Consider the following 11,972-nt stretch of genomic DNA (forward strand, 5'->3'; position numbering starts at 1 on the left):
CTCAAGGGGTTGAAATAGATTATATCATTTTTAAAGCTTATGGGTCAATAAAAAAGGAAGCATTTAAGCTCCCTTTTTTAACATATTTCCTGATAAAACTTAAATTCCACAGCCTCGTGCAAGAGCTTCCTTATAAACTTCGACATATTTTTCGCAGCTTGCTTTCCATGTGAAGTCCTGCTCCATTCCACGTTTCTGCATCTTTTTGATATGGTCTTTTTTGTTGTAGTAAGCCCAGACTGCCCAGCCTACTGTGTCATAAATTGCGCCAGGAGTGAGTGAGTCGAACATGAATCCTGTTCCCTCGCCTGTCTCCTGATTGTAGTTCTGAACGGTATCGGCCAAACCACCTGTGCGGCGGACGATTGGCAAAGTGCCGTACAATTCTGAATACATCTGGTTGAGACCGCATGGCTCGTACTGGCTCGGCATAAGGAAGAAGTCACTTCCAGCTTCGACCAAGTGACTCAACTGCTCTGAGTAGCCGATTTTTGCGCGGAGGTTAGGCAATTTTAACTGCAAGTTGTTGATTTCATCCTCGCACCACTTTTCGCCAGTACCAATGATTGCAAACTGAACCTTCATGTCGCGGCAGATGTTGTAGATTGAGCCGTAAGAAGGAGCAAAGACTTCCGCGATGCCCTTCTGGCTTACGAGACGGCCGACCATGCCGATTAACGGAATGTTCGGATCAACCTCAAGCCCGAAAGCTTCCTGCAATGCTTTTTTACACTCAGCCTTTCCCTTCATGTTTGTTGCCGTATAATTTGCCGGGAGAGAGCCGTCAGTCTTTGGATTCCATGTTGAGATGTCAACACCGTTGATAATTCCCCGCACAACATCGCTCCTGACACGCAAAAGTCCGTCCATTCCGAATCCGCCTTCCGGAGTCTGAATCTCATAAGCGTAAGTCGGCGAAACTGTCGTAACCATGTCCGCGCTTGAAATTCCTGCCTGCAAGTGATTGATTGCACCGTTGCGCTCAAAACCTGCACCGTAGAACAAGCTCCAGTCGATGCCCAAATCAGGGAATTTATCTTTTCCGTAAACGCCCTGATAACCGATGTTGTGGATTGTGTAAACGCTCGCCGTGTGGGCAAACTGAGGCTGAGAGCGGCAGACATGCTTTAAGAGAACAGGGGCCAGGCCTGCGCTCCAGTCGTGTGCATGAACGATGTCCGGGAACCACTGGATTTTGTTGCAGATCTGGAAAGCTCCGTGACAAAGGAGGGAAAATCTGTATGTGTTGTCGGAAAAATCCGGGTCATATTTTGTGCCGTAAACACCGTCGCGGCCAAAGCAAGCCTCGTGGTCAATGAAGTAGACCTCAACCTTCGGAAAGCCAGGAAGAGGAGTCTTGTAAACTTCCGTCCATTCCTCACCGCAGCCGACAGGAACTCCCATCGGACCTTCGAGTGCAGTGAGTTTTTTTCGGTCAATTTTATAGTATCGAGGAATTACGATTTTGACATCGTGCCCCAAAAGGCTCAAATTCCCGGCTAAGGCCGAAACCGCGTCAGCCAAGCCGCCGGTTTTTGCGAAAGGAACTGCCTCTGAACTTACCATCATTATTTTCATATTTTCCTCCTATGTTAAAAGAACACGAATTAGTTTTTAATATTCTTCATAGCTTCGATAAACGCCTTTTCTGAATTGACGATTGTCTTCTCAGAAACACAATATGCAAGCCTAAACCAATTTTTGCCTCCGAAACCGCTTCCTGGAGCCGCAAGAATCAGGTATTTTTTGAGATAATCTGTGAAATCGCCGTCGTCGCCCTTGAACTTTGCAGGAACCTTGCAGAAAAGATAGAAGGCACCCTGAGGCCTGTAATATTCGATTCCGGCCTTGTCCAAAATTGCCATGAGCTTGTCTCGGCGTGTTTTGTAGCTTGAATAATCGACCTCGGCATCCCAGGATTTGGCGATGACTTTCTGGAAGAAGGCAGGAGCGTTTACGCAGCCCAAAACTCTTAGAGAAAATGTTACGGCCTTGATGAATTCTTCCGGCTCATGAGACTTCGGATTTACGGCGATATAACCGATTCGCTCGCCCGGCAAACTCAAATCTTTTGCGAAAGAAGAGACAATCACCGTGTTATCGTAGAATTGGAAAGCTGGAGCGACCTTTGCACCGTCATAAACAATCGCGCGGTAAGGTTCATCGCATACAAGATATGTGACACGGCCTGTTTTTTTGTTGTTCGCTGTTAAAATTGATGCAAGTTCTTTAATCTCACCCTCGGAATAAATCTTTCCGCTTGGATTGTTCGGGTTATTGATAAGAATTGCGGCAGTTTTTTCGGATAATTTTGACTTGATAGCCTCCAGATCCAAAGAAAAATCAGATTTTGAAGGAACTTCAACAAGAATGCCACCGTGATTTTTGGCATAATGGCGGTACTCGGCAAAGAATGGAGCCGGAACAATAACCTCATCGCCCGGATTAAGAATCGACTTGAAAACGCAGTTGAGCGCGCTTGCGGCCCCAACAGTCATAATCACATTGCTTGCGCAAACAGCGACTCCCTGCTCTTTTGTGATTTTTTGAGCAATTGCTTCACGGACAAAAGGATAGCCTGCGTTTGGCATGTAGCCGTGGCAGCCGTGGCTTGTGTCTTTTGCTTCTTCCTGAATGGCTTTGATGACTTTTTCTGGCGGGTCTAAATCGGGATTCCCCAAAGTGAAATCAAAAACATTGTCCTCACCATGCTCTTTTTTGAGCACGATGCCTTCTTCAAACATTTTTCGGATGACTGATGCACCCTTAGAATTTATCATTTCTTGAATATGATGTGCAATCATGGTTCAAATAGTATATCACATTCTTGCGTGATGTGCGAGAAAAGTTTAAAATAAACGCGAATTAAATTTATCACAAAAAGTATCAATTACAAAAAATTTATGTTAAAGAAGTTCATTATTCTATTTATCCTTGCAATTTTCTCTCTTCCATTTTTTCCGCAGACTCCGATTACAATTATGGACGGTGAAATAAACTATCTTTTCAATGAAAGGCTCACCGGCAGCGAAATCCTTGCGCTACGAAACGGAGAAGTTGTGTGCAACAGCATAGGAAAGCTAAAATATTCAAGAATCAACAACATTCCCGAATTCACGCAGCTTACTTCCGCCGTAAAAAAAGTGAATCCGAATCATCTTGCGGAAATCATAAAAATTCTTCCGTATAAAAACTATCGAAACCTCACTGAAATCATCTCCACGATGCTCAGGGACGAAAAAAGCTACACCATGGCGCCTTATTTTATCGATGGAGACGGAGATGTTCATTATATCTTCGCTGATGCAAGGCTTGAGACAATCGACACAAAGGGCGGAAAGGAAATCATAACCGAAAGATTTTTGATGAAGCCGCTCGATTATTTTACAGGGCAGATTGAGTCCAAAAAGCTCGGAAATTATTTTTTTTACCAGATGAAGAATTTAAACCGGGTACGTTACAAAAGCTTCATCAGCGCAATCGGAAAAAACAAGATGATTGTGGTGATTTCGATTTTCCGCTACGGCGACAACTGGATTATTTATGCGCTTGGCGGAGTTGACATCATCAAGCTGCCATTCATTGACAAAAGAATCGACAGGGCGTTCTACAGGCGAATCAGGTCATTCTGTCTCTTTACATTTGAAAGACTTGAGGAATCTGCGACAAAGGATGAGGAAAACTGATTTTGAACGCGGTGAACTTCATTTCTGGTGATTCAAGGCCCGTTTTTCCGATGTTTTGATTTTCCCGGCTATTCGGATTGTAGATTTTATCCCCCTTTACAGGAAAGCCACACCACGCAAGATGGCAACGCACCTGATGCCGAAAGCCTGCCACGATATGACAGATTGCGACATCTTCTGATTCAAAAGAAATTTCAGTCGTATACACGACAGAACCGCCTTTTTTGAGAGCCGCCCTGCCCGCATCTTGAGTCACAGGCCGCACTTCACGCCCTTTTTGCCCGAACGGCCGGAATGAGCTTTCTGCTATAAAGAGATTTTTTCCGCCCGCATTCAGGGAACGACAGCCGTCTGGAACTGGCGGAAATCCACCAAGAATATCCGTGCAATCCGGGATTTTATCAACCTCGGCACGATACCATTTTTCAAATTTTCCGTCTTTCTGAGATTGAATCAGTGAATCATAGCTTTGCTGCGTTGTTGCAATAAGAACAAGCCCCGCCGTCTCAGTGTCAATCCGATGGACAAGCCCATGCTCAACTTCCTTTTTGCCATGGACAAGAGCAATCTCAGGGAAAATCCGAATTGCCTCAGTCAAAATGCTCTCATCCCCCTCAAAAAGCGGAGCACTCGGAATCCCAGCCGGCTTAAAAACAACAACAAACGGCGAAGAATCTGATGGTTCATGTATTATTTTCATATTCTAATTTCTCACAGAGCACACAGAGTTCACAGAGTTTTTTTCTCCGTGTTCTCCAAAACTCTGTGAGGAATTTACCTCCCATATTTCTCATGTAAGGTCCGAAGCACTTTTTTGAAGCGCAAGGGAACAGGTGCCTTGAATGTAGAGCGTTCTTTTTGACCTGGAAGACGGATTTTTAATAAATATGCGTGGAGCATGAGGCTTGCACTTTGGAACGGAGAACCTTTTAAGAAATTCCCGTAAATCGGATCCCCCATTACCGGACATCCCAAGAATTTCATGTGCACGCGAATCTGATGTGTGCGCCCGGTTTTGATTCGGATTCTCATGAGCGAGAAAGGCCCGTAAGTCGCAAAGCATTTGTAAAGAGTAATCGCCTTTTTGCCTTCATCTGTACCGACAGCGGCCTTATTGCGTTTTCTGTCCCGCGGGTCCCGGATAATCTGAGTCTCGATTCTGCCTTCAAGGACTTTTGGACGGCCGCAGCAGATTGCGATATATTCTTTTGTAATCCGGTTGTGATGCAAAAACTCGTCGTGCAGGAATTCCTCTGTCTCACGATTTTTTGCCGTGATTATGACTCCGCTTGTGTCCTTGTCGAGCCGATGGATAATCCCAGGCCGCCTTTTTGCAAGAACTTCCGCGTTGACATCTTCGGTTGAGTCCTGATGAATCGCATTGCGCCCCCAGTGATACAAAAGAGCGTTCACGAGAGTGCCGTTCCAGTTTCCGGCCGCAGGATGCGTGACCATGCCCTGCCTTTTATTCACCACGCAGACATTCTCATCCTCGTAAATAATTTCAAGCGGAATGTTTTCAGGCTCTATGTCCTCCGGCACGCTTTCTTCCCACTGTATGTCAATCTGGTCGCCAGACTTTACTTTGGCAGAGACTTTCGCTTTTTTTCCGTTGAGAAGGATTTCCGTGGCTCCGCTTTTGAGTTTTGAGCGGTTCATGCTCGTTCCGAAGTTTTCAGCCGGAATGGATGCGATATATTTGTCGAGACGGAGTGATTCCTTGAAATCTTTTGGAACTTTTACGCTAAAATATGGCACTTTCTACGCCCTCGATAAAATGAATTGACTCAGTAAGATTTTCCATTTCTTTTTCGTGCTTAAGTTTTTCCTGTGCTTCTTCATCAGTCTCATCAAGCTTAATTTTGGGCGGTTCCAAATCTTTTGAGGCCGTAATCGTATAAGGCTGCATTTCGCGCAGATAACGGAGCCGGCTTTCCTTTCTTGCCCGCGTGATGAGAGTTATTGTCAAATCGAACAGACCGAGGGCAACGCACGAAGCTGCTGAAAGTTTAATGATTTTCCACTGGTCTTCCTCGGTAAAAGACTCTGTGTTTTTGTCGAGCGGATTTCGGAATTCTCCGTACTCATACAAAGAATATCCTACTGTAGTCCAAAGCGTTACGAACGGAAGCGAACCAAATGTGATTATCTCAGTCCTGCGGAGATCCTTAGCCCACTGCGGAAAGTTTATGTCATCATATTTTGATGATGCCTTCGAAGTTTCTTCCGCAAAAATTCTGGTTGGTACGGCCGAAAAAAAGAGGAAAATTGAAATCAAAAGCAGAAGAGGCTTTTTCATCCTTTAGTTCAAAACCTCGTTCAAAGCATCAGAAAGCTTAAGGAGCAAATCTACGCTCAAATCTTCAGCACGAACGCTGCCTTTAATTCCGGCCTTTTCAAGAGCCAAATCTGTTTTTTCGCCGCCCGCAAGAGCAAGCATGTTGTTACGCACAGTCTTTCGTCTTGAAGAAAAAAGCTGGCGGAGCATTTTCATGAAAAGCTTTGGATTTTCACATCTTGGGAAATCCTCGCGCTTTGTCATGAGCACGGCACGGCTTGCGACATTCGGAACCGGCCAGAAATTTCCACCTGCCAAATCAACAATATTCTTGACAGTGTAGGCCCACTGGCACAAAACTGAAAAAGAAGAATAATTTTCGGTTCCCTCTTTTGCGGTCATTCTCTGTGCGACTTCTTTTTGAATTGTGACTACGGCCTTATCAAAACGAACGCCCTCGTTGATTGTGTCCGCGATAATTGTTGCCGCCACATTGTATGGAAGGTTGCCGAAAAACCTCTGTGCAACTCCATGGTCATCGGAATATTTTTTCCAGGTTTTGAGAACATCGCCTTCGACAAGCTCGAATTTGCCCTTTTCTGAATAATTCTCAAAAAACTGGCGCACGAGCCGGGCAAATCCGTGGTCAATCTCAAATGCGGTGAGTTTTGCACCTCGGCCAAGAATCTCGTCAGTCATGCTTCCAAGCCCCGGTCCGACTTCCCACACGGAAGAATTTTCGTCAATATCAAGAGAATCAATGATTTTTTTGCGAGCATCGGCATTTACAAGAAAATTCTGCCCGAATTTCTTTTGCATAGCCATGCCATTGTCGTCCAAAAATGCTTTCAATGCCAAAGGGCTGTTGTAGTCAGGATGTTCCAATCTTTTTTCCTTATTATTTAAAGCTGAAAAATAAAACCAGTTTACTGATTAAAAAATACATTCCATTCATAATAGCACTTATTGGCACAGAAAGAAAAGGCACAAAAAGGCAAATTATCACACCAAAAAGGCCGAAATACAAAAAAAGGAACACAAGTGGCGACACAAAAAGGCTCGCAACGATTCCCTGAGGCATAAGTTTTCCGAAAAGCCTGAGCGCGACCGGGGATGTAGAAAGCTGGGCAGCCGAAGAATCCGAAATTGCAAGGCGAATCTTATACGGAACAAAAACAGGGTATACTTTTCTGAACATCTTGCTAAAAATTATAATTCCAGCCAGTGAAGCGTAAGAAAGCATAAAAGCCGATTCCATGATATGAGCCGGAAAAATCATGCAATGCAGGATAAAACAGAATGAAAGCAGAGAAAGCCCTTCAGGCCTGTTCATCCTGAAAAGCGAATTAAGGTACAAAATCAGTGCGGCAAGAAAAGCCCGGAAAAGCGAAGGAGAAATGCCTGCAAACCATACGAAAAATGCCACTGCCCCAAGCTGAATTGCATCCCCGAAATTCCGTCCGCTCGCTTTTCGCCCGAAAAAGCGCGCTATTCCGCCGAAAAGCCCCAGGTGCATTCCTGAGAGCGCGAGGATATGCGAAAGCCCAGAATCACGGAAACTGTCGGCCACAGCCTTTTCCGTGTATTCGCGGCTACCTGAAAGAAGAGCAAGAAGAAGCCCTCCGGCCTTGCCCCAAGCGTACATGAGTCTTTTAAACTGAAGACGGCACAAAGCACGGAATCTTGCAACGCTTTTTTCAAAGGAATTTCCATGCCAGCCTAAAAATTTTCCGCTCTCAACCAGGAACATAATTTCGCTTCCCCTTTGGACGCATTTTACTTCAAGCAAAAATTCCCCGCCGTTCTCAACGAGAAAGCCTTTCCCTTTGGAAGTAACGCTGCTGTACAATTTTCCAGGATAATAAGATTCAACAAGCTCAGAGGGAAAATAAACGGACAATTCTCCCCTAGCCTCGAAAACACCTGATGAAGCGAAAGCCCTTTTTACGCGAAAAGAAGTTTTGTAAGAAGAGCCGAAAAATGCAGTTTTAACAGGATTTGATGTCACAAATCCCTCGATTCTCACAATTTCATTTTTCGGAGTAAGGCAAACAAACGGATTTCTGTCCTTGATTTTTGCAATTCCCGAATAAAAAAGGACTGCAAGAACAAGGCTTGAGACAAACACAGGATTTTTTAGATTTTTTACCAATTCAATGCGGCGAGAGACTTTTTTGCCTCGTCAACGACTTCAAGCGGATATGAGAGATAAGTCACGGAAAGAAGCGTATCAAAGGCAGTTTTGTCTCCCAGTTCTCCTAATGCAGTAATCAGAGCAAGAACAACGCTCTTGGCAGGCATTTTGATATTTTCATCCGAAGACGATTTTTCTACTTTGCCATTGCATTCCGAAAGCATGTCGGTAAGGCTTGAAGCAAGTTCAGATGACGGAATATTGACAGAAGATTTTATCATCGCTGCAAAATCATTGTCGCTTATGATGCCGACAGCCCAAGCTCTTTTCGCAAGAATCATACTGCTGTTAATAACAGCGGCCGCATGGGACCATTTCTGCCCGGTAAGGACTTCATGTGTCTCCATTTGGAATTTTGCGAATGTTTTTAACCCTTCGTCAGATGCTTTCAGTTTCTCTGCATTATTAATAGCAAATAAAAGTGCATTTTCGGCAATCTGACACAAAGAATTTTGCGAAATTTTTGAAGATTTTTTTAAAAGTCTGAAATAATGCTCTGCATCTGAGATATTCGAGACAGAGAAAATGCGGATTACATCGGTGAATGAATCCTGAGACAGAAGGACAAGCGCATCATCCGTGCTTTTATGGTATTCTTCCCAGATTTTTGAAGCCCAGATGCTGTAAATTATTGAAAGCGACTCTTCGTTGCCAATTTTTCCGGTAACGACAATCGCTTCTTCCAGGACATCCTCTGCCTTTGCGTTCGTCTTGTAGGCCATTGAAAGATAATCATTCAGAAAGATGACAGCAAGAGAAGTATCATCTCCTGTGTAAAACTCAAGCTTTTCCATGATTGCCTTTTGAAGAGGCTTGTTCTTAAAAAGCTTGAATATGGTCATGATTTTTTCAGTGATGAGCTGCTTGTCTGAATTTTTTATGAGGGCGATGGCGTTTTCTCCGGTAGGAAGTGCCTGTACGGAAGCTAAGGCAAGGGCAGCCAAATCTTCATCCTTATCAAGAATCCTTGCGTTCTCTATTATGAAATCAAAAGATTTCAATGTTACGCCCACAATTTCATTTTCACCCAAGCTCTGCATTATGCTGATTTTTTCTGAAATGCTGCCCTTGATGAATTTTTTTTCGTTGTTTGAAACGGCAGCACTGCAGAAAAACGGAACGAGCAAAAGGCAAAAAGAAAGAAGTGAGCGTTTATTTTTCATTAGGACGCGTCTCCATCAAAGGAAATCGGCTCCTCAAAATCTACTTCTTCTGATCTTGGCTCCACAGACGGATTAACAAGCTCAGAATAATCAACATCCCGAACTCCGTTTTCAGCAAGACTTTCTTCCTCTACCTCAGCAAGGGCTGTAAGCTCATTCTTTTTATCCTCAGAAAGATCACGATAAATGAATTCGAGGATTTTGTTCTTCATTTCTTTTTCAATGTGAAGGCACTCAAAATGAAGCCTTGACTGATTTGCCTGCTGATTAAATTCAACGGCACGTATGATTCCGAACATTATTATAATTCTTTCATCTATATCAAACTGAATTTTAATTTTTACGTTCTGCCGTCCCAGCCCGCCAATTCTGATCATAGCACCGTCCTCTGAAATATCCTCAAGAAGACATTTGTAACCAGGCTCAACCTCAAGCGCGTCATAATTTGGCTCTGCGGTTGTGTCGATGAAATAAAGCTGAGCATAAATCTGACATGCCGAGCGGACGGACTTGCGCTTCTGAGCCCTTTCAAGCTGATTCGTATGCGCAAGATAAATTACGCTCTGGCCTTGAAATATGCCTGCATTAGTAACCCTTGTATCAAACACATAGCCAGCATCGCCCTTACGCCAGAGATACACGCTGACATCATGAGTAACCCAGTCGCCCGGCTCAACAGTGCGTACATTTTTCTGGAGAGGAAGCTGAATTATAAGCTCATGGCCGACATTCAAAATTTCAGATGCGAAGACACCTTTGCCCTTGAGGATGATTCTGAGCCGCTGCCCCTTTTCGAGGTATTTTGTTGAGTCAAGGCCCTTTTTGCTGTCATGCTCAAGGTCGATTTTTGTCCTGTAGTCGTAAAGCTTGGCAATAAAATTCTGCGTGCTTTCAAGAGATTCAGTGCCATTTTCCTTTGCGTTCATTATGACTTTGGAAATTGCCATATTGAGCGTTGGAACTGAGACATAGAGCTTTAGAGGCTCCTCGATTTCAGCTTCTTTTGCAAGCTTCCATAAAAGGATGATTTCGTTGAATTTAAATCCCTGATCCTGGCCCATCATAAAGAACTGAATCTGAACCTGAAACACCACAAGGATGCGGATGAAGAGAATTATACAAATTGCCGTTATTAATAAAACTGTAAACACACCCTATTTTACAATTCAATGCGTTTCTTGTCAAAGAGTGCGGAATTCATGAAAGTCTTAAGGCTTTCATTCCACTGAGGAAGCGTAATTCCAAGAGCTTCCTGAACCTTTGACTTGTCGAGCACGGAATATGCAGGCCGTTTTGCCGGTGTCGGATATTCTTCCGTAGCACATGGATTTATGGCGCAGGCTTTATTCACAATGAGGCCGTTTTCGCATCCCTGGGCAAAGATTTCCTTGGTAAAGTCAAACCAGGTGATTTCGCCTAAATCCGTTACATGGTAGATTCCGTTCGGAACGGTTTCGCTTTTTGCACGCTTTTCAATGATTTTTAAAATCACGGAAGCAAGGGTGACGCAGTTTGTAGGAGTTCCCTTCTGGTCATTGACGACCTTTACGCTGTCACGGCCGTTCATAGCGCGGATCATCGTGTATACGAAATTCTTTCCGCTCCAGCCGTAAAGCCATGCTGTGCGGAGAATGTAAAAATCGCTTGTTTCTTCGGCAATTGCCTTCTCACCTTCGGCCTTAGTCTCGCCGTAAACGCCAATAGGCTTAATCGGAGTGTCCTCGCTGATTGGGGAAGAAGCAGTTCCGTCAAAAACATAATCTGTCGAGATATGAAGGAACGGAACACCGAGTTTCTTTGCAAGGCGCGCGATGTTACGCGGTCCGTCAGCATTCAGCTTGCGTGCAAATTCCACATCACTTTCAGCCTTGTCAACCGCAGTATAAGCCGCGCAGTTTACGATGAAAGAGATTTTTTTGCCAGAGGCAAATCCTTCCAGAGCCTGAAAATCAAGGATGCTGACATCGCTGTCAGTTCCGGCATATTCAATTTTATTCTCGTCAAGGGTGCGGCAAACCTGAGTACCGAGCATCCCCTTGTTTCCAATAATCCAAACCATAATTCAATTAGCAAGTAGCAATTAGCAATGTGTAATTAAATTCAAATGCAATTTCTCATTACTCACTGCTAATTTCTAATTTACTTTCTGTCTCCGTAATTTGCGTTGATCCAGTTTTTGTATTCGCCGGAAAGGATGTGGTCTACCCAGTCTTTGTGCTCCAGATACCAGCTGACCGTGAGCTGTAAGCCCTGCTCGAAAGTCATCTTGCGCTCCCAGCCGAGTTCCTTTTTGATTTTTGTGCAGTCGATTGCGTAGCGGGCATCGTGGCCCGGACGGTCTTTTACATGAACGATAGTCTTTTCAACATCAGAAGCTGTTTTATTGACTTTTGGAGCTGTGAGTTCGATTACGTTGTGCAAAAGCTTGATGTTCTGCCATTCATTCTCGCCACCGATGTTGTATTTTTCGCCAGTTTTGCCAGCGTTTACAATCTGCCAGACAGCGCGGTTGTGATCCTCAACATAAATCCAGTCACGGATGTTAGAAATCATAAGAGGAAGCAATTTTTCCGGGAACTGATAAGGTCCGTAGTTGTTCGTGCAGTTTGAGAGTGTGATTGGAAGACCATAAGTGTGATAGTAAGCCATTA

General features: G+C 44.2%; 12 protein-coding genes. 1 reads left to right on the top strand and 11 read right to left on the bottom strand.

Annotation, left to right across the window (positions count from 1 at the left end):
- Positions 1-99 precede the first annotated feature (99 nt).
- Both IJJ71_RS07195 and IJJ71_RS07200 read right to left on the bottom strand, forming a co-directional pair.
- Positions 100-1,578 (bottom strand): glycogen synthase, encoded by a 1,479-nt coding sequence (locus IJJ71_RS07195; protein WP_296846151.1) that lies wholly within the window; start codon positions 1,576-1,578, stop codon positions 100-102.
- A gap of 29 nt (positions 1,579-1,607) precedes the next feature.
- Entirely contained in the window at positions 1,608-2,804 is a 1,197-nt protein-coding gene (locus IJJ71_RS07200; protein WP_296846152.1) for a pyridoxal phosphate-dependent aminotransferase, read from the bottom strand.
- A gap of 99 nt (positions 2,805-2,903) precedes the next feature.
- Between IJJ71_RS07200 and IJJ71_RS07205 the strand changes: the two genes are divergently transcribed.
- On the top strand, positions 2,904-3,686 hold the full coding sequence (locus tag IJJ71_RS07205; RefSeq protein ID WP_296846153.1) for a DUF6675 family protein: 783 nt from the start codon (positions 2,904-2,906) through the stop codon (positions 3,684-3,686).
- Here the strand turns inward: IJJ71_RS07205 and IJJ71_RS07210 are convergent.
- The 9 genes from IJJ71_RS07210 to IJJ71_RS07250 all read right to left on the bottom strand — a co-directional run.
- The gene (locus IJJ71_RS07210) at positions 3,637-4,386 is read right to left on the bottom strand and encodes a pseudouridine synthase family protein (protein WP_296846154.1); all 750 of its coding nucleotides are present in this window, start codon (positions 4,384-4,386) and stop codon (positions 3,637-3,639) included. The two genes, IJJ71_RS07205 and IJJ71_RS07210, sit on opposite strands and share 50 nt — an antisense overlap.
- Before the next feature lie 74 nt (positions 4,387-4,460).
- A complete protein-coding gene (locus IJJ71_RS07215; RefSeq protein ID WP_296846155.1) occupies positions 4,461-5,444 on the bottom strand; it encodes an RluA family pseudouridine synthase in 984 nt (327 codons plus the stop codon).
- The gene (locus IJJ71_RS07220; RefSeq protein WP_296846156.1) at positions 5,431-5,985 is read right to left on the bottom strand and encodes a hypothetical protein; all 555 of its coding nucleotides are present in this window, start codon (positions 5,983-5,985) and stop codon (positions 5,431-5,433) included. Before IJJ71_RS07220 ends, IJJ71_RS07215 begins: the two co-directional genes overlap by 14 nt.
- A gap of 3 nt (positions 5,986-5,988) precedes the next feature.
- A complete protein-coding gene (gene rsmA / locus IJJ71_RS07225) occupies positions 5,989-6,849 on the bottom strand; it encodes a 16S rRNA (adenine(1518)-N(6)/adenine(1519)-N(6))-dimethyltransferase RsmA (protein ID WP_296846157.1) in 861 nt (286 codons plus the stop codon).
- 13 nt (positions 6,850-6,862) lie between these two features.
- Positions 6,863-8,116 carry a ComEC/Rec2 family competence protein gene (locus IJJ71_RS07230; RefSeq protein WP_296846158.1) on the bottom strand — a complete coding sequence of 418 codons (1,254 nt, stop codon included), beginning with the start codon at positions 8,114-8,116 and terminating at the stop codon, positions 6,863-6,865.
- Complete coding sequence (locus IJJ71_RS07235) at positions 8,110-9,321, bottom strand: hypothetical protein (RefSeq protein ID WP_296846159.1); 1,212 nt, start codon at positions 9,319-9,321, stop codon at positions 8,110-8,112. The genes IJJ71_RS07230 and IJJ71_RS07235 overlap by 7 nt, the downstream gene beginning before the upstream one ends.
- A complete protein-coding gene (locus IJJ71_RS07240; RefSeq protein WP_296846160.1) occupies positions 9,321-10,472 on the bottom strand; it encodes a PilZ domain-containing protein in 1,152 nt (383 codons plus the stop codon). Before IJJ71_RS07240 ends, IJJ71_RS07235 begins: the two co-directional genes overlap by 1 nt.
- Positions 10,473-10,480: 8 nt before the next feature.
- The gene (rfbD, locus tag IJJ71_RS07245) at positions 10,481-11,380 is read right to left on the bottom strand and encodes a dTDP-4-dehydrorhamnose reductase (RefSeq protein ID WP_296846161.1); all 900 of its coding nucleotides are present in this window, start codon (positions 11,378-11,380) and stop codon (positions 10,481-10,483) included.
- An 80-nt stretch (positions 11,381-11,460) separates the two neighbouring features.
- Positions 11,461-11,972, bottom strand: a 512-nt coding sequence (locus tag IJJ71_RS07250; protein WP_296846162.1) for a GDP-mannose 4,6-dehydratase, incomplete at its 5' end; no start/stop codon positions are given.

The sequence above is a fragment of the Treponema sp. genome (assembly GCF_017430385.1).
GTDB lineage: Bacteria > Spirochaetota > Spirochaetia > Treponematales > Treponemataceae > Treponema_D.